Origin of the sequence: Streptomyces sp. NBC_01465 (assembly GCF_036227325.1) — a bacterium.
In the GTDB taxonomy this organism is placed as follows: Bacteria; Actinomycetota; Actinomycetes; order Streptomycetales; family Streptomycetaceae; genus Streptomyces.
Map to the genome: position 1 here is coordinate 3,326,314 of NZ_CP109467.1, position 19,274 is coordinate 3,345,587.

Genomic DNA, 19,274 nt, shown 5'->3' on the forward strand with positions numbered 1-19,274 from the left:
GACCTCCCGCACCCGGCCGCGAGCTCCTCACGCTCCACCGGCGGCCCTCCGCAGCAGCAGCTCCTTCTCCGCCTCGTTGCGCGTCAGCGCGGCCGCCCGCTCGAACTCCGCCCGCGCCTCCGCCGTCCGCCCCAGCTTCGCCAGCAGATCCCCGCGCACGCTCGGCAGCAGGTGGTACCCGGCCAGCGCGGACTCCTCCGCCAGTACGTCGACGATCGCGAGCCCCGCCTCGGGCCCGTGCGCCATGGACACGGCGACGGCCCGGTTGAGCTCGACCACGGGCGACGGCGGGAGCATCGCGTACAGGGCGGCGATCCGCTCCCAGTCCGTCTCCTCCCAGCTCGCGGCCCGCGCATGGCAGGCGGCGATGGCGGCCTGGACCGCGTAAGGACCCGACGCCCCGCCCAGCTCCCCCGCCCGCAGCAGCGCGGCGAACCCGCGCCGCACCAGCAGCTGGTTCCACCGCCCCCGGTTCTGGTCGGCGAGCAGCACGGGGCGCCCGTCCGCCCCCGTACGGGCACCCATCCGCGAGGACTGGAGCTCCAACAGGGCGACCAGGCCCAGGACTTCACCCTCCTTGGGCATCAGCCCGGCCAGCACCCGCGCGAGGCGCACCGCGTCCTCGCAGAGCGCGGGCCGTATCCAGTCGTCCCCTGCGGTGGCCGAGTACCCCTCGTTGAAGACCAGGTAGATGACCTCCAGCACGGAAGCGAGCCGCTGCTCCCGCTCGTCCCCGTACGGAACTTCGAAGGGAACCCCGGAGGCCGCCAGCTTCCGCTTCGCCCGCACGATCCGCTGCGCGACCGTCGCCTCGGGCACCAGATAGGCCCGCGCGATCTCGTCCGTCGTCAGCCCGCCGAGCAGCCGCAGCGTGAGCGCGATGCGCGCCTCCGCGGAGAGCACGGGGTGGCAGGCGGTGAAGATCAGCCGCAGCAGATCGTCGTCGATGTCACCGGGCCCCGAGGGTTCGGGCGGCGGCGGGGAGGTCTCGTCCAGCGTCCGCCCGACCTCCGCGAGCTTGCGGGCGTACGTCTCCCGCCGCCGTACGAGATCGATCGCCCGGTGCTTGGCCGTGGCCATGAGCCAGGCGCCCGGATTGTCCGGTACGCCTGCCTCCGGCCACTGTTCCAGCGCGGCGACCAGTGCGTCTTGCGCGATCTCCTCGGCGATGCCCACGTCCCGCACGATCCGGGTGACACCGGCGATGATCCGCGCCGATTCGATCCTGAATACGGTCTCGACCGCGTTTCCTGCCGTCACGGCCACCCATCAGAGCAGCCTCGCGGCAGACCGGCAACCGCTACTCGTCGCCGGGGCCGAAGACCTGGCGCACCTCGCAGGTGACGTCCCACTCGGGCTCGTGCACGGCCAGGAAGCGCTTGGTCCACTCGACGGCCTCGTCGAGGTCCTTGGTCTGCAGCATCGCGTACCCGCCGACGACCTCCTTGGCCTCGGTGAAGGGGCCGTCGATGACGGTCGCCTTGCCGCCGTTCCAGTGCACCCTGCGGCCGGTGTCGATCGGCCCGAGACCACCGGTGTCGAGCATGACGCCGGCCTTGGTCATCTCCTCCATGAGCACGCCCATGCGCTCCATCAGCTCGGGGCTGGGCTCGGTGGGCGAGTTGCTCTCGTTCACACGGATCATCGACAGAAAGCGCGGCATGACGGTCTCCTCGGTCATGGTCGGCGGGGCGTTTCCCCGTCCTCTCACTAATGCGTCGAACGGCGGAGACCGCAATCGACACACACCGCGAAAAAGTTTTTCAGCGCAGTGACGCCCAGAGTTCGCTCGCCTTGGGCTCGTCGGCGACGACCCGGTTGTGGTCGGACGGCGCGGGCAGCACCGGCATCATCACGGTCTTCAGCGCGTCCGGCTCGATCTGCCGCAGCCCCTGGGCCAGATCGGTCAGCTCGCCGAGCGAGTCGAGCCCCGTGTCGGTCGTCAGGCTTCCGGTGACGGCGTCGGCGACCTTGTAGAGCTTCAGCGGGTCGGAGAGCAGGTTCCCCGCCGTCATCTCCTTGAGCATCGCCTTCACCAGCTGCTGCTGGAGCGCTATCCGGCCCAGGTCGCTGCCGTCGCCTATCGCGTGGCGCGTACGGGCGAAGGCGAGCGCCTGCTTCCCGTCGAGCCGGTGGGTGCCGGCCTCCAGGTGCAGATGGCTCTGCTTGTCGTCGATGTCCTGGGTGGTGGTCACGGTGACCCCGCCGAGGGCGTCGATCAGATCCGCGAACCCGGCGAAGTCGATCTCCATGTAGTGGTCCATCCGTACGCCGGTCATCTTCTCGACGGTCTTCACGGCGCAGACGGGACCGCCCAGGGAGTAGGCGCTGTTGAACATGACGTTGTACGCCACCGACGTGGAGCCCCCGGAGGAGGTCGGGCAGGACGGCCGGGTGACGAGGGTGTCGCGGGGGATGGAGACCACGGTGGCGGCGGAGTGGTCGTCGTTGATGTGGACGACCATCGCGGTGTCGGAGCGCGCGCCACCGCTCTCGCCGCCGCCCAGTGCCTGGTTCTCCTTGCCGGTACGGGAGTCCGAGCCCAGCACGAGGATGTTCATCGTGCCGCTCGGCACGTCAGGCAGGGCCGAGGCGGACGCGGAGGCGGAGGGCGTGGCCGAGGGCCGCTGCGGCCGGTCGGTGCCGAGGGCGCTGTTGATGTCGACGCCCTTGATGTTCCGGTCGAAGTGCCAGTACGCCCAACCGACTCCGCCCGCACCCACCACGAGGGTGCAGCCGAGGACCACGCCCACGACTCTGATCACGCGTCTGCGGCGCGGCCGCTGACCTGGCTGTTCGTCCGTCATGCGCAGGAACATACGTCCGAATCGGTTCACGCCCTACAGGTAGCCGTTAATTCCAGGGAAAAACTCATATTCCGCCGCTGTCCCTGCGCTCGTCGAGCCACCGGTCGTGCGCCTCCTGCGCGGCCTGCCGGCTCGTCCCGAGCGAGGCCCCGATCTGCGCCCAGGAGGCCCCGGACTCGCGGGCGGACCGTACGGACAGGTGACGCCCGTAGGCGGCCTTCCGTACGATCACCTCGCTCAGCGCCAGCAGTTCCAGCGTCTCCTCGCGGGTCAGCGGCAGATCCGCGGCGTCGCCGAGCATCTCGCGTACGCGCAGGGCGTCGTAGCGGGCCGTCGCGGTCAACAGGGTGTGCTGGAGCTCGAGTTGATCCGGAGTCGTCATGGGATCAGGATCGCACCGGACCGGGCGAGGGGTCAGGCCGTCTCGAAGCGCCAGCGGTGCACGGCGCGTGTCACCAACTCCGCGTCGGGCTCCGGGAGTTCGGGCAGTTCCGCACCGAACTCCGCGTCCCACCAGGTGATGACGAGCACCCGGTCCTGCGGCGCCCGAAGGAACTCCCGCCGCACCGGCTCAGCGGCCAGCACCTGCGCGCGCGCCCACTCCAGCAGCTCCGCGCCCCGGCCCTCCGCCGCCCGGGCCTCCCACATCAGCGCGACGCTCATGAGTACAGGTTGTCCTTGCTGACCTCGTGCACATGGTCGTGGTCGTGCGTGTGCCCGGGAACGTGCGGCTCCGTCACCGGCAACGACGAGTCCGCCGACAGCTCCCAGTCGGAGGCCGGCCGGTTCCTGGCCACCATCTCCGCGCCCAGTGCGGCCACCATCGCCCCGTTGTCCGTGCACAGCCCGGGCCGCGGCACCCGCAGCCGGATGCCCGCCTTCTCGCACCGCTCCTGCGCGAGCGCCCGCAGACGGGAGTTGGCGGCGACACCGCCGCCGATCATCAGGTGGTCGACGCCCTCGTCGCGGCAGGCCCGTACGGCCTTGCGCGTCAGCACGTCCACGACCGCCTCCTGGAAGGACGCCGCCACATCACGTACCGGCACGTCCTCACCGGCCGCCCGCTTGGCCTCGATCCAGCGCGCCACCGACGTCTTCAGCCCGGAGAAGGAGAAGTCGTACGCGGGGTCCTTCGACCCGGTCAGCCCGCGCGGGAACGCGATCGCCTTCGGGTCGCCCTCCTTCGCGAGCCGGTCGATGACCGGACCGCCCGGGAAACCCAGATGCAGCACACGCGCGATCTTGTCGAACGCCTCGCCCGCCGCGTCGTCGATCGTCGCGCCCAGGGGCCGTACGTCGCTCGTGATGTCGGGAGCGAGCAGCAGCGAGGAGTGCCCGCCGCTCACCAGGAGCGCCATCGTCGGCTCGGGCAGCGGCCCGTGCTCCAGCTGGTCGACGCAGATGTGGGAGGCCAGGTGATTGACCCCGTACAGCGGCTTGTTCAGCGCGTACGCATACGCCTTCGCCGCCGAGACGCCCACAAGGAGCGCCCCCGCGAGCCCGGGACCTGCGGTGACGGCGATCCCGTCGAGGTCGCTGCCCTTGACGCCCGCGTCCTTCAGGGCGCGCTCGATCGTGGGGACCATCGCCTCCAGATGCGCACGCGAGGCGATCTCCGGGACGACGCCGCCGAAGCGCGCATGCGTGTCGACGCTCGACGCGACGGCATCGGCGAGCAGCGTCGTGCCACGCACGATGCCGACGCCCGTCTCGTCGCAGGAGGTCTCGATACCGAGTACCAGAGGTTCGTCAGCCATCAGTTCAGTTCTCTGTTCTCTGTTCCTTGGACCACGAGACGCATCACGAGCGCGTCCACGTTCCCGGGCTGGTAGTAGCCGCGCCGAAAGCCGATGGGCTCGAAGCCGAAGCGCTCGTACAGCTTCTGCGCCCGGGTGTTGTCGACCCGCACCTCGAGGAGGATCTCTTCGCACTCGAAGGCGGTGGCGTGCCGGATGAGCTCGGTCAGCAGCTCGGACCCGAGCCCGCTCCCCCACGCGTCCCTGCTGACCGCGATGGTCTGTACGTCGCCGAGCCCGCCGGCCGCGGCGAGCCCCGCGTACCCGACGACCTTGCCGCCGTCCTCGGCGACCACGTACCGCCGGGTCGCACCGGGACCGCGCGCATGGGCGAGCTCGGACCAGAACATCCCGTTGGACCAGGCGTCGTCGGGGAAGAGATCGCGCTCCAGCTCAAAAACGCCGTCTATGTCCCACCAGCGCATCTCGCGCAGCACGGCGGTCACTTGGGGGTGACCACCTTGTAGTTCTTGGGCACCTGAGCGTCGGGCCGCCGCAGATAGAGAGGCGTTACAGGCAGGAACTCCCCGCCCGCGGCCAGCCGCTCGGCGGCCAGCCCGGCCAGCGCCCCCGCCGACACGTGCTCGGGCCCGCGCCCGTCGGGAAAGGCCTCCGGATAAAGAACAGCCCCCGCGCCCACGACCGGCAGCTCGGTGGCGACGTCGGCGGGCCGGTCGACAGCGGGCTCGGTCACGCGCGTACGGGAGTCGTCGTAGCGCGCCCAGTAGACCTCTTTGCGCCGCGCGTCGGTGGCCACGACGAAGGGCCCCTCGATCCCGGACGCGTACGCGAGACCGTCCAGCGTGCACAGCCCGTGCACCGGCACCCCGAGCACCGACCCGAAGGTCGCGGCGGTCACGAGCCCGACCCGCAGCCCGGTGTACGGGCCGGGGCCGACCCCGACGACGATCCCCGTGACGGCGTCGAGCTTCACCCCCGCCTCGTCCAGCACTCGGTCGACGGCGGGCAGCAGCAGCTCCCCGTGGCGGCGCGCGTCGACCTGCGAGGACTCGGCGACGACGGACGTGCCGTCGTGGAGGGCGGCGGTGACGGCGGGGGTGGCGGTATCAACGGCGAGCAGAAGCACACGAACAGCCTACGGCTCCTGCGACGGTGGCACGGCTCCGAGCCCGGTCCTCCCCCGGCTGCTACCGTCGGCGACGACCAACCCAAAATCGTACGTACGGCAGAGGAGCACCCCAGGTGGCCAGGAGCAGCTCGGGAATCGTGGCCGGGCTCACCGCGGCAGCCGTCGCCGTGGTCGCCTTCCTCGCCTACCAGGCCTCGGCGAACGCCCCCGACGACCTGGCGGCCCCCACCGGAAGCGTCTCCCCCTCGATCGCCCCGTCGGGCACGACGAAGAAGCCGGGCACCCCGACGGCACTCCCGCTCCCGGCCGGTTCGGGCCGCGGGATGCGCGTCGTCTACGCCCTCGCCTCCAAGCACGTATGGCTGACGAACAGCGCCGGCAGGGTGACCCGGAGCTTCGCGGTCATGCCGAGCACGGTGAACCCGCCGACCGGAACGTACGAGGTCGGCTCCCGCTCGGGGTCCATCGCGGGCTCCGACGGGGTGGAGATCGAGCACGTCGTACGCTTCGCCACCATCGACGGCGTGACGGTCGGCTTCAGCGCGGCGGTGGACGGCTCGATGTCGAGCCCGGACCCGAGCCGCAAGACGGGCGGGATCCGGATGAAGCGGGCGGACGGGGACGTGCTGTGGCCGTTCGCGACGATCGGCACGAAGGTCGTAGTCGTCCCGTAACTCTTACGGATTAAGCGGCGTCGCGCCGCTCGTCATCCTCCACGGTGCGCTCTTCGTCGTCCTGCGGCGGCGTGGACACCGCGGCGGCCGCAGCGCACGAGGCCAGCAGCTCGCGCATCGACAGGGCGGACGGCGACTGCGGCGGCTGCGGTACGGCTCCCGACGTCGTCTCCATGGCTGCCTCCCGGCCCGGGCGTAGTAAGGCAGACCTAACCAGGTCTGTGCTCCCATGGGACCATGCCCGCCCGGACCTGTGCAACACCTTGCCGACGCTCTGTCGGAATAAGTACGCCTCTCGCCGCGCCCCTCACCCGGCCAGCGCGGCCAGCCCCGCCTCGGCCCACCGCTCCCCGACCCCGGTCACGGTGACCACGCGCCGCTCGTCGTCGGTGTCGCCGACGGCCCGGTCGATGACGACGCGCAGCCGGTCGTCCGAGAGCTCCTCGACCTTGCCGTCGCCCCACTCCACGACCACGACGGACTCGGGCAGCGAGACGTCGAGGTCAAGATCCTCCATCTCGTCGAGCCCGCCGCCCAGCCGGTACGCGTCGACGTGCACCAGCGCGGGCCCGTCGCCCAGCGGCGGATGGACCCGGGCGATGACAAAGGTCGGCGAGGTCACGGCACCGCGCACCCCGAGCCCTTCCCCGAGCCCGCGCGTCAGGGTCGTTTTCCCCGCACCGAGCTCACCGGTGAGCATGACAAGATCCCCGGGGCGGACGACGGCAGCGAGCCGCAGCCCCAACTCCCGCATCTCTTCAGGCGAGTTGACATCAAGACGGGTGACGACCTCGGCGGCCGAGGGCTGCGCTGCTTCCATGCGCCCCAACGTTACCGACCGTCCCGGCTAACTCCCCACCGAGGGAACCGTCGCCGGAACCGCCCCCACCCGCGCCAGCAGGTCCGCGAGCCGGTCCATGACCGCCTCCGGGTGCTCCAGCATCACCAGATGCCCCCCGTCCGGCACGATCACCAGCTCCGCCTCCGGCAGCAGCTCCGCGATCTCCTCGCTGTGCGTGCTGGGCGTCACCAGATCCCGGTCCCCGGCCAGCACCAGCACCGGCACCTCCGCGAAGACCTGCAGCGCCTCCGCCTTGTCGTGCTCGGTGAACGCCGGATAGAACTCCGCGACGACATCGATCGGAGTCCCCTCGATCAGCCGCTCCGCGAACCGCGCCACCGCCGGATCCACGTCCCGCGACCCGAACGAGTACCGCTTGATCAGCCCGGCGAAAAGATCAGCCGTGGCCCGCCGCCCCTTCTCCACCAGCTCCGCCTGCGAACCGAGCGCCTTCAGCACCCCGGGCAGCACCCGCCGCACCGCGTTGACGCCCGCCACCGGCAGCCCGAAGTTCACCTCGCCGAGCTTCCCGCACGACGTCCCCACGAAGGCGACGCCGACCACCCGCTCCCGTACGACCTCGGGAAACAGCTCCCCCAGGGCCATCACGGTCATCCCGCCCATCGAGTGCCCCACCAGCACCAGCGGCCCCTCGGGCGCGGCCGCGTCGATGACGGCCTTCAGATCCCGCCCCAACTGATCGATCGAAACCGGCTGCCCGGCCGCCTGAGCCCGCCCCCGCTCGGAGCGGCCATGGCTGCGCTGGTCCCAGTGCACGGTCCGTACGACACCCCGCAGCGCGGCCCGCTGGAAGTGCCAGGAGTCCTGGTTGAGGCAGTACCCGTGGCTGAAGACGACCGTCACCGGCGCGGGCGTCTTGCGCCCGAAGAGCCGCCGCCTGCGCGGCGCGTTGCCGTCCGGCTCGACCTCGTCGGCCTCGTAGTAGATCTCGGTCCCGTCGTCGGCGACGGCGCGCCCCGGCATCCCGCGCAGCGATCCGTACGGACCCGAGGCGTCCAGCGCGAGCCGCGCCTTCTTCCGGATGCCGCGCCCGACGGTCAGCCGCTCGACGGCGACGCCCGCGGCCGCACCGGCAGCCAGCACCCCCACGGCCGCGCCCGCGATCCCGCCGGCCCGACGCCAGGTGGCACTCACATCCCCGCTGGTCTCGCTCACCGTGCCGCGCTCCTAGTGACTAGTCAGTCGTCCGAGTCGTCGCCCAACTCGTTCACATAGACGCGCGGGACGCGCGCACCGATGCGGGTGACAATCTCGTACGCAATCGTGTCGGCCGCCACCGCCCACTCCTCGGCGGTCGGCTCACCGCGGTCGCCGGGCCCGAACAGCACGGCCTCGTCGCCCGCCTGCGGCTCGTCCCCGTCGAGGTCGACGACGAACTGGTCCATGGCGACCCGTCCCGCAACGCGCCGCCACTTCCCCGCGACCAGCACCGGCGCCCTGCCCGAGGCATGGCGCGGGATGCCGTCCGCGTACCCGACGGGCACCAGACCGAGGGTGGTGTCGGCGGGGGTGGTGTAGTGATGCCCGTAACTGACGCCCTGACCCTTCGGAACGTGCTTCACCAGCGCGAGCCGCGCACTGAGCGTCATCACGGGCCGCAGCCCGAAGTCGGCGGCGCTGCCCAGCTCGGGGATGGGCGAGATGCCGTACATGGCGACGCCGGTGCGCACCAGGTCGTACTGGGTGTCGGGGAGGGTCAGTACGGCGGGCGAGTTGGCGATGTGCCGTACCTCGGGGCGGACGCCGGCCTTCTCCGCGTACTCCAGTGCCTCGTCGAAGCACGCGGTCTGCGCGGCGATCGACGGATGGCCCGGCTCGTCGGCACAGGCGTAGTGCGACCAGAGCCCGGTGACCTTGAGCAGCCCTTCGCGCTCGGCCTCCAGGGCCGCGCCGACGAGCTCGGCCCAGTCGGCGGGCTGGCAGCCGTTGCGGCCGAGGCCGGTGTCGATCTTGAGCTGGACGCGGGCCGGCTGCCCGGCGGCCGCGGCGGCTTCCCGTACCTCCGCCAGCGCCCACATCCCGCTCACGGACACGTCCACATCGGCCTCGATGGCGGCCCGCCAGGGGCCGCCCGGCGTCCACAGCCAGCACAGGATCCGCCCGCCGACCCCGGCGGCGCGCAGCGCGAGCGCCTCCTCGGGGGTGGCGGTCCCCAGCCACTGCGCGCCGGCCGCGCGGGCGGCCTCGGCGCACGGCACCATTCCGTGCCCGTACGCGTCCGCCTTCACCACGGCCATGAACTGGGCGTGGGGTGCGCGGGCGCGCAGGGCACGGACGTTGGCACGGAGCGCGCCGAGGTCGATCGCGGCGTGCGCGCGCAGGGAGGGCGGTGTCTCAGTCATCGGGCCCAGTGTCTCAGAGCTCAGCTCAGAGGCTTGCGACCCCAGATGTAGACCGCGTCACCCCGGCCGAGCGCGGACCAGAGGCGCTGGGCGTCGCGATAGCGCATGTTGACGCAGCCGTGGCTGCCGGGCGGGTTGTTGTAGACGCTGGAGTAGATGCCGTGGAAGGCCTGCCCGCCGCTGAAGAACTGGCTGTACGGCATGGGGCTGTTGTAGATCGACGACCAGTGGTTCTTGTGCTTCCAGTAGACCTTGAACCACCCGGTGCGGGTGGGGTGCACGGGCCGCCCGGTCCGCACGGGGACGGGCCCGAAGACGACTTTCGACCCCTTCTGGACCCACATCAGCTGGCGCGGCAGATCGACGCAGGCGACCTTGTACGTGCGTACGGGACACTTGCCGGCGGCGTTGGGATGCAGCCGCGCGGAAATGGCCTGCATACGGCCCCAGGTGACGGGACCTGCGTAGCCGATGTTGGGCCGGATCCCCTGCTGGGTCTGGAACTTACGGATGGCGGCACAGTCCTTGGCGGACTGCCGCCCGTCCACGCGCAGCTTGAGCCACTTCTCGACCTGCCGCTGATGGGGCCCGGTGCGGGAGGTGCACGCGGCGGCAACGACGGCGGCGCTCTGCGGCACGGCTTCGACGAGCGCGTCGGCCTGAGCGGGGGGCGCGGCGGGGGTGAGCGCGTTCTCGGCGGGGCTGGGCGTGTAGACGCGGGGAGGCAGCGCCTCGTCGGGGGTGTCGAACAGCTTGGGGAGGGCGAAGAGGCGCATCGGGGCGGGGGCGGGGGGTGGAACGGGATCGGCGTGGGCGGTGCCCCCGAGGGGCAGCAGAGCAGCTGCGGCGAGCAGCGCAATGTTCTTGATCACCGGCCAAGACAAGCGGACAGGGGTGCGTTACGACGGGCGCCCCGCTGGCGGCGGGGCAAATTCAAGCCCCTCCGGCGATTGAGGAGCGGGGGTCCGGGGGCGGAGCCCCCGAAAAGGCGGGGCTCAAGGGGTCCGGGGCACAGCCCCGGTTTCGGGAAGGGGCGGGATTGGGGAACCGCTCCGCGCAGCGGCGACCCCAGGCCCACCCCACCCCCGCTACCCGCAAACGTCCCGCCAAGCCCCACCCAGCTCCTCCGCCACCCCCCAAGCAGAAACAGGCGCCCCGACCCCCGCCCCAGCCGCCCTCCGCCCCGCCAACCCATGCAGGTACGCCCCCACAGCCCCCGCATCCCGCGCGCCAAGACCCCCCGCGAGCAACGCCCCCGCCACCCCCGAAAGCACATCCCCGCTCCCCGCAGTGGCCAGCCACGAAGTCCCCGTCGGATTCACCCGCACAGGAACGCCCTCCCCCTCCGAGGCGACCAGCGTGGTCGACCCCTTCAACAGCACAGTCGCCCCGTACCGCCGCGCCAACTCCCGTACGGACTCCAGCCGGGCCCCCTCGACAACCTCCCGCTCGACCCCCAACAGCCGCGCCGCCTCCCCCGCATGAGGCGTCAGCAGAGTCTCCGCACTGCGCCCCCGAACAGCCCCCGCGTCCAGCCCCCGCAACCCGTCCGCATCGACCAGCACCGGCACATCCGTGGCCAGCACATCCGCCACCACCGACCGGTCCTCCCCGATCCCCGGCCCGACGACCCACGCCTGCACCCGCCCCGCATCCCCCACGGACCCCGCGGAAACCAGCGCCTCAGGGAAGCGAGCGATCACCTGATCCCCCGCACTCCCCACGTACCGCACGGCCCCCGCCCCACCCCGAAGCGCCCCCGCCACAGCCAAGACACCGGCCCCCGGATACGTAGAGGACCCAGCAACAACCCCCACAACCCCCCGCCGGTACTTGTCGCTCTCGACCCCCGGCACAGGCAGCAGCCCGGCGACATCCGCATGCTGCAGAGCCTCGACCTCGGCCGAGAAACCCCCCACCTCAAGCCCAATGTCAACAAGCCTCAGAGCCCCCGCGTACTCCCGCGCAGGATCAACCATCAGCCCGACCTTGTAAGCCCCAAAAACAACAGTCGCGTCCGCCCGCACCGCATCCCCCCGCACCTCCCCGCTGTCCGCCTCGACCCCACTGGGCAGATCCACGGCCACCACAAAGGCCCGCGACTCGGCGACCAGCGCAACCACGTCAACCGCATCGCCCCGCAGCCCACCCCGCCCCCCGATCCCCGTGATCCCGTCGACCACAAGATCGGCACGCCGGACGACATCCCCGGCAGAATCCGCCACCCGCCCACCGGCCCGCACCAACGCGGCCAGCCCACCCGCATGGGCCCGAGCAGGATCCAGCAGTACGGCGCTGACCCCCGCCCCCCGCCGGGCAAGCCGCGCCCCCGCGTACAGCGCGTCGCCCCCATTGGCCCCACTGCCCACGAGCAGCACAACCCGAGCCCCGTAAACCCTTCCCCGAGCTCTCGGCTTCGCTCGAGCAGGGGAGACCCCATTCAGCACATCCGCACAAGCAGCAGCCAGCCCCGCCGCAGCCCGCTGCATCAGGGCCCCGTCGGCCGCCCGCTCCATGGCCGCAGCCTCAGCCGCCCGCACCTGCTCCACGCCATACGCACTCCGCATGGCATCAACCCTCCGCGATCACCACCGCAGACGCCACCCCCGCGTCGTGACTCAACGACACATGCCAGGCCCGAACCCCCAGCTCAGCAGCGCGGGCAGCCACTCCACCCTTCACCCGCAACCGAGGCTGCCCACTCTCCTCGACCCACACTTCGGCGTCGGTCCACAACAGATCCCCGGGCGCCCCCAGAGCCTTGGCCAGCGCCTCCTTGGCCGCGAACCGGGCGGCCAGCGAGGCGACACCCCGCCGCTCCCCGCTGTCCAGCACCAACTCCCGCTCCACAAAGAGCCGTTCGGCCAGCTGAGGCGTCCGCTCCAGCGCCGCCCCGAACCGCGCGATCTCAGCAACGTCGATCCCGACCCCGATGATCACCGGCCGCACCCCTTTTCTCCGCTCATGCCCGGCACATTACGACGCCGACGACCCGCCCCCCGCCACCCACGTGACCGACCCCACCCCCCACAAAGCCCCGGCACCCCCGACAATGGCCAGGTGATCACTTCGCCGCCACGGAGCACCCATCGCAGGGCAGAGCCGTCCCCCTACCTGGACCTCACCCGCAGCGAGTGGAGCGCCCTGCGCGAAAAGACCCCGCTCCCCCTCACCGCCGAGGAGCTGGAGCGGCTGCGCGGCCTGGGTGATGTCATCGACCTCGACGAGGTCCGCGACATCTATCTCCCGCTCTCGCGCCTCCTCAACCTCTACGTCCAGGCCTCGGACTCCCTCCGAGGCTCCCTGAACACCTTTCTCGGCGACGCGGGCAACGGCCACGGCACCCAGCACGGCACCCCCTTCGTCATAGGAGTCGCCGGCTCGGTAGCCGTAGGGAAGTCGACGGTCGCCCGCCTCCTCCAGGCGATGCTCGCCCGCTGGCCGGAGCACCCCCGTGTCGAGCTGGTCACCACGGACGGCTTCCTCTACCCCCTGGCCGAGCTGAAGAAGCGCGGCCTGGTCTCCCGCAAGGGCTTCCCCGAGTCGTACGACCGCCGCGCCCTCACCCGTTTCGTCGCGGACATCAAGGCCGGAAAGGACGAGGTCAGCGCCCCCGTCTACTCCCACTTGATCTACGACATCGTCCCCGGCGAACGCCTCACCGTCCGCCGCCCCGACATCCTCATCGTCGAAGGGCTCAACGTCCTCCAGCCGGCCCTCCCCGGCAGCGACGGCAAGACGCGCGTGGGCCTCGCCGACTACTTCGACTTCTCGGTCTACGTCGACGCCCGCCCCGAGGACATCGAGGCCTGGTACCTGAACCGCTTCCGCAAGCTCCGCGAGACGGCCTTCCAGAACCCCTTCTCGTACTTCAGGAAGTACACCCAGGTCTCCGAGGAAGAGGCCCTCGACTACGCCCGCACCACCTGGCGCACGATCAACAAGCCCAATCTCATCGAAAACGTGGCCCCCACCCGCGGACGTGCGAATCTCGTCGTACGCAAGGGACCGGACCACAAGGTCCAGCGCCTCTCCCTCCGCAAGCTCTAGCTCCAGGAGTACGAAGCCGTGCTGCACCTCCGCCTGATCGTCCCCGCGGACCGCACCGACGAGGTGGTCCGCACGATCGAGTCCACGGTCGGCACCACCCACCTCGCGGTCCTGCCGGGCGCGGCCCGCACCCCCGCGGGCGACCTCGTCCTCTGTGACGTGGCACGCGAGGCGGCAGACGAACTCCTCACCGCACTACGGGAGTTGGGCATCCCCGACACCGGGTCCATCGCGGTCGAGAACATCGATCTCTCCCTCTCGTCCCGCGCGGACAAGGCGGAGGACGACGCCCCGGGCGAGGGTGCGGACGCGGTCGTCTGGGAGCACCTGGCCGAAGCGACCAGCGAGGAGTCGACGCTCTCCGTCACCTACATCGCGTTCCTCGCAATCGCCACGATGATCGCCGCCTGCGGTGTGGTCCTCGACAACGCGATCCTGATCGTCGGCGCGATGGCGGTGGGCCCGGAGTTCGGCCCCCTCGCAGGGTTCTGCACGGCCCTCGTCCAGCGCGCCCCGCGCCTGGCGTGGCGCTCGCTGCTCGCGCTCGTCGTCGGCTTCGCGGTCGCCATGGCCGTCACGGTCGGCTTCAGCTACTTCATGGACGCGGTGAACCTCTTCAGCGAGGAACAACTCCTCGCCGACCGCCCCAACACGAGCTTCGTCTTCGCCCCCGACTGGTTCTCGTTCGTGGTGGCGGTCCTGGCGGGCGCGGCCGGAATGCTCTCGCTGACCTCGGCCAAGTCGGGCGCCCTGGTGGGCGTGGCCATCTCGGTGACCACAGTCCCGGCGGCGGCGAACGCAGCGGTGGCCCTGAGCTACGGCGACTACGGCCAGGCCCAGGGCTCGACGAACCAGCTCCTGCTCAACCTGCTCGGCATCGTGGTGGCCGGCACGCTCACGCTGCTCGCCCAGAAGTACTTCTGGTCCCTGCAGCGCAAGCGCACCGCCCAACTCTCCTAGCCCAGCGCGGACTTCACGACATCGGCCAGCCGCCCGGCCACAGACCGGGCCTGGTCGATGTCCGCGGCCTCGACCATGACCCGTACCAGCGGCTCGGTGCCCGAGGACCGCAGCAGCACCCGCCCGGTCGACCCCAGCTCGCGCTCCGCCTCGACGACGGCGGCCGTCAGCTCCTCCGAGGTGGCGACCCGCGCCTTGTCCACGTCCGGCACGTTCACCAGGACCTGCGGCAGCCGCTCCATGACCCCCGCGAGGTCGGCCAGCGAACGGCCCGTCGCGGCCAGGCGCGCGGCCAGCATCAGCCCGGTCAGGGTGCCGTCGCCGGTGGTCGCGTGGTCCAGGACGATCACGTGCCCGGACTGCTCACCGCCCAGCGCGTACCCGTGCTCCTTCATCGACTCCAGTACGTACCGGTCGCCGACGGCGGTCTGGACGAGCTCGATGCCCTCCCGCTCCATGGCGATCTTGAAGCCGAGGTTCGACATGACGGTCCCGACCACCGCGTTCCCGCGCAGCGTCCCCGCCTCGCGCATGGCGAGCGCGAGCACGGCCAGGATCTGGTCCCCGTCCACCTCCGCACCCGCGGCGTCGACGGCCAGGCAGCGGTCCGCGTCACCGTCGTGCGCGATGCCGAGGTCGGCGCCGTGCTCGACGACGGCGGCCTTCAGCAGACCGAGGTGCGTGGAGCCGCACCCGTCGTTGATGTTGAGCCCGTCGGGAGAGGCCCCGATGGTGACGACCTCGGCCCCGGCACGCGTGAAGGCCTCCGGGGAGACGCGGGCGGCAGCCCCGTGCGCCTCGTCGAGGACGATCTTCAGCCCTTCGAGGCGGTTCGGCAGGACCCCGATGAGATGGGCGACGTACTGGTCGAAGCCCTCGTCGTACGAACGAATCCGCCCGACCCCGGCCCCGGTGGGCCGCTCCCACGGCTCCCCGCTGCGGTGCTGCTCGTAGACGCGCTCGATGGCGTCCTCGAGCTCGTCCTCGAGCTTCTGCCCGCCCCGTGCGAAGAACTTGACACCGTTGTCCGGCATGGCGTTGTGGCTGGCGGAGAGCATCACGCCGAGATCGGCGCCGAGCACACCCGTGAGGTACGCGACCGCGGGCGTCGGCAGTACGCCGACTCTCAGCACATCCACGCCCGCACTCGCGAGTCCGGCGACGACGGCCGCCTCCAGGAACTCACCCGAGGCACGCGGGTCGCGCCCGACCACCGCGGTGGGCCGGTGGCCCGCGAAAGTCCCCGCCTCGCCGAGTACGTGCGCCGCAGCGACCGAGAGCCCGAGCGCGAGCTCGGCTGTCAGATCCGCGTTGGCGACACCGCGTACACCGTCAGTGCCGAAGAGTCGTCCCACTGATGTCCTCCGAAAATGCTCAGAAAAAGCAAGCTTCTGGGCGCCTCATGCCGTTATACGCCCGAGGTACCGATAAACGAACGCCCCGGCGGCACAGAGAGTGCCGCCGGGGCGAACGAAGTACAGACGAGCAGGCGGTGATTAGCGCTTGCTGTACTGCGGGGCCTTGCGGGCCTTCTTGAGACCGGCCTTCTTGCGCTCGACCGCACGGTCGTCGCGGGAGAGGAAGCCGTTCTTCTTCAGGATGGCGCGGTTGTTGTCCACGTCGGCCTCGTTCAGGGAACGGGCGACACCGAGACGGAGCGCACCGGCCTGACCGGAGACGCCGCCACCCGAGATGCGGGCGATGACGTCGTAGCGGTTGTCGAGCTCGAGCACCTTGAAGGGCTCGTTGACTTCCTGCTGGTGGACCTTGTTCGGGAAGTAGTCCTCGAGCGTACGCCCGTTGATCTTCCACTTGCCGGTGCCCGGAACGATCCGGACGCGGGCGATGGCGTTCTTGCGACGACCCAGGCCGGCGGCGGGCTGCGGGTCACCGAAGCGGCCCGCGAGGGACTCGCTGGTGTACTCGCCCTCGACGGGAACCTCGGACTCGAAGGTGGTCACCTCGGCAAAGGTCTCTTCGCCTTCGGTGCCCTCGATGGGCGTCTCAACAGTGGTCTCGGCCACGATTCTCCTCAGATCTTTCTTTACGTCTTTGGGGGTGGCCGGAACTACTGCGCGACCTGGGTGATCTCGAACGGCACCGGCTGCTGGGCAGCGTGGGGGTGCTGGTCGCCCGAGTAGATCTTGAGCTTCGAGATCATCTGACGGCCGAGGGTGTTCTTGGGGATCATGCCCTTGATGGCCTTCTCGACGGCCTTCTCCGGGCTCTTCTCCATGAGCTCGTCGTAGCGCATCGAACGAAGACCGCCCGGGAAACCGGAGTGGCGGTACGCCATCTTCTGGGTCTTCTTGTTGCCGGAGAGGTGGATCTTCTCGGCGTTGATGATGATGACGAAGTCACCCATGTCCATGTGCGGCGCATAGGTCGGCTTGTGCTTGCCCCGGAGGAGGTTCGCTGCCGTCGTCGCGAGACGACCCAGGACGATGTCCTGCGCGTCAATGATGTGCCACTGGCGAGTGACATCGCCGGGCTTGGGGCTGTACGTACGCACTTCGTAGCCTTCGCTTCTTCAGTGGATGGGTTCCAGACACACGAATCCTCTGAAGCGATCATGCAGCTGGGGCTCACAACCGCCGGGACGATGCCCGTATGCGAGCCACTGGTAACTGCTCCAGGGAACCTACGTAAGGGCCCTTCGCGTGAGAACGACGAAGCCAATACGTATAACAATCGTCGAGACTACCCGGCCAGCCCCGTTCGGGTCAAAACGCGCCCGCCCAAGCTAACGGGCCCGCTCAACCCGCCGCTCGACCATTTCCCAACGCCGCCCTCGCACCGCTCGGCCCCAGGGGGCCTCCCGGGCTTCGCGCGGCTGCGCCGGACTCCGTCCGCCGGAGACCGCCGCGCCGCCAACACCTACCTTGCGCGCTCGACCCGCCGCTCGTCCCACACCGGCTCCGCCGACACCCCTCCCGACGCCGCACTCGCACCGCTCGGCCCCAGGGGGCCTCCCGGGCTTCGCGCGGCTGCGCCGGACTCCGTCCGCCGGAGATCGGCGCGCCACACCGCCTACCGCGCGCGCTCGACCCGCCGCTCGTCCCACACCGGCTCCGCCGTCTCCCGCACCACACCGTCCGACCCGAAGACCAGATACCGGTCGAAGGTCTTCGCGAACCAGCGGTCGTGCGTGACGGCCAGCACCGTCCCGTCGTACGACTCGAGGCCCTCCTGCAGCGCCTCCGCCGACTCCAGGTCCAGGTTGTCCGTCGGCTCGTCGAGCAGCAGCGCCGTCGTGCCCGCCAGCTCCAGGAGCAGGATCTGGAAGCGCGCCTGCTGTCCGCCCGACAGCTTCTCGAAGGGCTGGTCTCCCTGGCGCTCCATCTCGTACCGGCGCAGCACCCCCATCGCCGCGCCGCGGTCCTTCGCATGCGCGGCCCACAGGATGTCGACCAGCGTCTTGCCCGCCAGCTCGGGGTGCGCGTGCGTCTGCGCGAAGTGGCCCGGCACGACGCGCGCGCCCAGCTTCCACATCCCGGTGTGCGACACGTCCTCCCCGGCGAGCAGCCGCAGGAAGTGCGACTTGCCGGAACCGTTGGACCCCAGCACGGCCACCCGCTCCCCGTAGAAGATCTCCAGGGAGAAGGGCTTCATCAGCCCGGTCAGCTCCAGGTTCTCGACCGTCACGGCCCGCACCCCGGTCCGCCCGCCGCGCAGCCGCATCTTGATGTCCTGCTCGCGCGGCGGCTCCGGCGGCGGGCCCGCGTCCTCGAACTTCTTGAAGCGGGTCTGCATCGCGTGGTAGCGCGAGGCCATGTCCGGGCTGATCGCCGCCTGGTTCCGCAGCCGCAGCACCAGCGCCTTCAGCCGTGCGTGCTCCTCGTCCCAACGCCGCTTGAGCTCCTCGAAGCGCGCGAACCGCTCGCGCCGCGCCTCGTGGTACGTGTCGAAGCCCTGCCCGTGGACCCATACGTCGGACCCGGCGGCCCCCGCCTCGACGCTCACGATCTTCTCCGCGGAGCGGGAGAGCAGCTCCCGGTCGTGGGAGACGAAGAGCACCGTCTTGCGGGTCTCCTTCAGCTGCTCCTCCAGCCACCGCTTGCCCGGCACGTCCAGATAGTTGTCCGGCTCGTCGAGGAGCAGCACCTCGTCGGGCCCCCGCAGCAGCGCTTCGAGGACGAGCCGCTTCTGCTCGCCGCCGCTGAGCGTGCGCACCTCGCGCCACTGCGCCTTCTCGTACGGGACGCCGAGCGCGGCCATGGTGCACATGTCCCAGAGCGTCTCCGCCTCGTACCCGCGCACCTCCGCCCAGTCGCTCAGCGCCTGCGCGTACTTCATCTGCGCGGCCTCGTCGTCGCGCGTGAGGATCAGCTCCTCCGCCGCGTCGACGGCCAGCGCGGCCGTCTTGATCTGCGGCTGGGCCACCGAGACCAGCAGGTCGCGCACGGTCCGCTCGTCGCGCACCGAGCCCACGAACTGCGACATCACACCGAGCCCGCCGGTGACGGACACACTCCCGCCGTGCGGCTTCAGCTCTCCGGAGATGATCCGCAGCAGCGTCGTCTTGCCCGCGCCGTTGGCGCCGACGAGCGCCACGACCGAGCCCTCGCCGACCCGGAACGAGGCGTCACCGAGCAGCACCCGCCCGTCCGGCAAGTAGTACTCAAGATGTCCCGCCTCAAGATGTCCCATGGAACGGATTGTCGCCCACACCGCCCGCCCCACCACAACCGCT

At 70.8% G+C, this 19,274-nt stretch carries 22 protein-coding genes; 3 read left to right on the forward strand and 19 right to left on the reverse strand.

Features of this window, described 5'->3' with window-relative positions; all coding sequences use genetic code 11:
- Positions 1–27: 27 nt before the first annotated feature.
- From OG707_RS15505 to tsaB, 8 genes are all read right to left on the reverse strand, one after another.
- Positions 28–1,260, reverse strand: coding sequence for an RNA polymerase sigma factor (locus tag OG707_RS15505; RefSeq protein ID WP_329118542.1), 1,233 nt, complete (start codon positions 1,258–1,260; stop codon positions 28–30).
- Positions 1,261–1,300: 40 nt separating this feature from the next.
- Positions 1,301–1,663 carry a YciI family protein gene (locus OG707_RS15510; RefSeq protein ID WP_329118543.1) on the reverse strand — a complete coding sequence of 121 codons (363 nt, stop codon included), beginning with the start codon at positions 1,661–1,663 and terminating at the stop codon, positions 1,301–1,303.
- Between the two features lie 100 nt (positions 1,664–1,763).
- Positions 1,764–2,807: an LCP family protein gene (locus OG707_RS15515; protein WP_329118545.1), complete on the reverse strand. Its 1,044-nt coding sequence runs from the start codon at positions 2,805–2,807 to the stop codon at positions 1,764–1,766.
- 64 nt (positions 2,808–2,871) lie between these two features.
- Positions 2,872–3,189: a hypothetical protein gene (locus tag OG707_RS15520; protein WP_329118547.1), complete on the reverse strand. Its 318-nt coding sequence runs from the start codon at positions 3,187–3,189 to the stop codon at positions 2,872–2,874.
- A gap of 32 nt (positions 3,190–3,221) precedes the next feature.
- Positions 3,222–3,470, reverse strand: coding sequence for a hypothetical protein (locus OG707_RS15525; RefSeq protein WP_329118549.1), 249 nt, complete (start codon positions 3,468–3,470; stop codon positions 3,222–3,224).
- Entirely contained in the window at positions 3,467–4,564 is a 1,098-nt protein-coding gene (tsaD, locus tag OG707_RS15530) for a tRNA (adenosine(37)-N6)-threonylcarbamoyltransferase complex transferase subunit TsaD (RefSeq protein ID WP_329118550.1), read from the reverse strand. Before tsaD ends, OG707_RS15525 begins: the two co-directional genes overlap by 4 nt.
- Entirely contained in the window at positions 4,564–5,028 is a 465-nt protein-coding gene (gene rimI, locus OG707_RS15535; protein WP_329127822.1) for a ribosomal protein S18-alanine N-acetyltransferase, read from the reverse strand. The genes tsaD and rimI overlap by 1 nt, the downstream gene beginning before the upstream one ends.
- A gap of 17 nt (positions 5,029–5,045) precedes the next feature.
- Positions 5,046–5,690 (reverse strand): tRNA (adenosine(37)-N6)-threonylcarbamoyltransferase complex dimerization subunit type 1 TsaB, encoded by a 645-nt coding sequence (gene tsaB, locus OG707_RS15540; RefSeq protein ID WP_329118552.1) that lies wholly within the window; start codon positions 5,688–5,690, stop codon positions 5,046–5,048.
- 116 nt (positions 5,691–5,806) lie between these two features.
- Here tsaB and OG707_RS15545 point away from each other — a divergent pair, with 116 nt between their 5' ends.
- On the forward strand, positions 5,807–6,367 hold the full coding sequence (locus OG707_RS15545; protein ID WP_329118554.1) for a hypothetical protein: 561 nt from the start codon (positions 5,807–5,809) through the stop codon (positions 6,365–6,367).
- A gap of 10 nt (positions 6,368–6,377) precedes the next feature.
- Here OG707_RS15545 and OG707_RS15550 read toward each other — a convergent pair whose 3' ends face one another.
- From OG707_RS15550 to OG707_RS15580, 7 genes are all read right to left on the reverse strand, one after another.
- Positions 6,378–6,542 (reverse strand): hypothetical protein, encoded by a 165-nt coding sequence (locus OG707_RS15550; protein WP_329118556.1) that lies wholly within the window; start codon positions 6,540–6,542, stop codon positions 6,378–6,380.
- Between the two features lie 132 nt (positions 6,543–6,674).
- A complete protein-coding gene (gene tsaE / locus OG707_RS15555) occupies positions 6,675–7,187 on the reverse strand; it encodes a tRNA (adenosine(37)-N6)-threonylcarbamoyltransferase complex ATPase subunit type 1 TsaE (RefSeq protein WP_329118558.1) in 513 nt (170 codons plus the stop codon).
- A 27-nt stretch (positions 7,188–7,214) separates the two neighbouring features.
- On the reverse strand, positions 7,215–8,384 hold the full coding sequence (locus tag OG707_RS15560) for an alpha/beta fold hydrolase (protein ID WP_329118560.1): 1,170 nt from the start codon (positions 8,382–8,384) through the stop codon (positions 7,215–7,217).
- Between the two features lie 23 nt (positions 8,385–8,407).
- Positions 8,408–9,571, reverse strand: coding sequence for an alanine racemase (gene alr, locus OG707_RS15565; protein WP_329118563.1), 1,164 nt, complete (start codon positions 9,569–9,571; stop codon positions 8,408–8,410).
- A 20-nt stretch (positions 9,572–9,591) separates the two neighbouring features.
- A complete protein-coding gene (locus OG707_RS15570; protein WP_329118565.1) occupies positions 9,592–10,443 on the reverse strand; it encodes a L,D-transpeptidase family protein in 852 nt (283 codons plus the stop codon).
- Between the two features lie 216 nt (positions 10,444–10,659).
- Entirely contained in the window at positions 10,660–12,138 is a 1,479-nt protein-coding gene (locus OG707_RS15575) for an NAD(P)H-hydrate dehydratase (RefSeq protein WP_329118567.1), read from the reverse strand.
- Between the two features lie 4 nt (positions 12,139–12,142).
- Positions 12,143–12,511, reverse strand: coding sequence for a holo-ACP synthase (locus OG707_RS15580; protein ID WP_329118569.1), 369 nt, complete (start codon positions 12,509–12,511; stop codon positions 12,143–12,145).
- Positions 12,512–12,631: 120 nt separating this feature from the next.
- Here OG707_RS15580 and coaA point away from each other — a divergent pair, with 120 nt between their 5' ends.
- Positions 12,632–13,621, forward strand: coding sequence for a type I pantothenate kinase (gene coaA, locus OG707_RS15585; protein WP_329118571.1), 990 nt, complete (start codon positions 12,632–12,634; stop codon positions 13,619–13,621).
- Between the two features lie 18 nt (positions 13,622–13,639).
- Complete coding sequence (locus OG707_RS15590; RefSeq protein ID WP_329118573.1) at positions 13,640–14,581, forward strand: DUF389 domain-containing protein; 942 nt, start codon at positions 13,640–13,642, stop codon at positions 14,579–14,581.
- Here the strand turns inward: OG707_RS15590 and glmM are convergent.
- The 4 genes from glmM to OG707_RS15610 all read right to left on the reverse strand — a co-directional run bounded on the left by glmM (position 14,578) and on the right by OG707_RS15610 (position 19,231).
- Positions 14,578–15,936 (reverse strand): phosphoglucosamine mutase, encoded by a 1,359-nt coding sequence (gene glmM, locus OG707_RS15595; protein WP_329118575.1) that lies wholly within the window; start codon positions 15,934–15,936, stop codon positions 14,578–14,580. The two genes, OG707_RS15590 and glmM, sit on opposite strands and share 4 nt — an antisense overlap.
- Positions 15,937–16,077: 141 nt before the next feature.
- Positions 16,078–16,605, reverse strand: coding sequence for a 30S ribosomal protein S9 (rpsI, locus tag OG707_RS15600; RefSeq protein ID WP_329118577.1), 528 nt, complete (start codon positions 16,603–16,605; stop codon positions 16,078–16,080).
- A 44-nt stretch (positions 16,606–16,649) separates the two neighbouring features.
- Positions 16,650–17,093: a 50S ribosomal protein L13 gene (gene rplM, locus OG707_RS15605; protein WP_329118579.1), complete on the reverse strand. Its 444-nt coding sequence runs from the start codon at positions 17,091–17,093 to the stop codon at positions 16,650–16,652.
- A gap of 518 nt (positions 17,094–17,611) precedes the next feature.
- Positions 17,612–19,231 (reverse strand): ABC-F family ATP-binding cassette domain-containing protein, encoded by a 1,620-nt coding sequence (locus OG707_RS15610; RefSeq protein WP_329118582.1) that lies wholly within the window; start codon positions 19,229–19,231, stop codon positions 17,612–17,614.
- Positions 19,232–19,274: the final 43 nt, after the last annotated feature.

Excerpts from the sequence above, each read along its gene's own strand:
- OG707_RS15575 (WP_329118567.1), bottom strand. The coding sequence starts at position 12,138 with ATGCGGAGTGCGTATGGCGTGGAGCAGGTGCGGGCGGCTGAGGCTGCG.
- OG707_RS15510 (WP_329118543.1), bottom strand. The coding sequence starts at position 1,663 with ATGCCGCGCTTTCTGTCGATGATCCGTGTGAACGAGAGCAACTCGCCC.
- OG707_RS15520 (WP_329118547.1), bottom strand. The coding sequence starts at position 3,189 with ATGACGACTCCGGATCAACTCGAGCTCCAGCACACCCTGTTGACCGCG.
- OG707_RS15515 (WP_329118545.1), bottom strand. The coding sequence starts at position 2,807 with ATGACGGACGAACAGCCAGGTCAGCGGCCGCGCCGCAGACGCGTGATC.
- rimI (WP_329127822.1), bottom strand. The coding sequence starts at position 5,028 with ATGCGCTGGTGGGACATAGACGGCGTTTTTGAGCTGGAGCGCGATCTC.
- OG707_RS15525 (WP_329118549.1), bottom strand. The coding sequence starts at position 3,470 with ATGAGCGTCGCGCTGATGTGGGAGGCCCGGGCGGCGGAGGGCCGGGGC.
- alr (WP_329118563.1), bottom strand. The coding sequence starts at position 9,571 with ATGACTGAGACACCGCCCTCCCTGCGCGCGCACGCCGCGATCGACCTC.
- tsaE (WP_329118558.1), bottom strand. The coding sequence starts at position 7,187 with ATGGAAGCAGCGCAGCCCTCGGCCGCCGAGGTCGTCACCCGTCTTGAT.
- tsaD (WP_329118550.1), bottom strand. The coding sequence starts at position 4,564 with ATGGCTGACGAACCTCTGGTACTCGGTATCGAGACCTCCTGCGACGAG.
- OG707_RS15610 (WP_329118582.1), bottom strand. The coding sequence starts at position 19,231 with ATGGGACATCTTGAGGCGGGACATCTTGAGTACTACTTGCCGGACGGG.
- OG707_RS15550 (WP_329118556.1), bottom strand. The coding sequence starts at position 6,542 with ATGGAGACGACGTCGGGAGCCGTACCGCAGCCGCCGCAGTCGCCGTCC.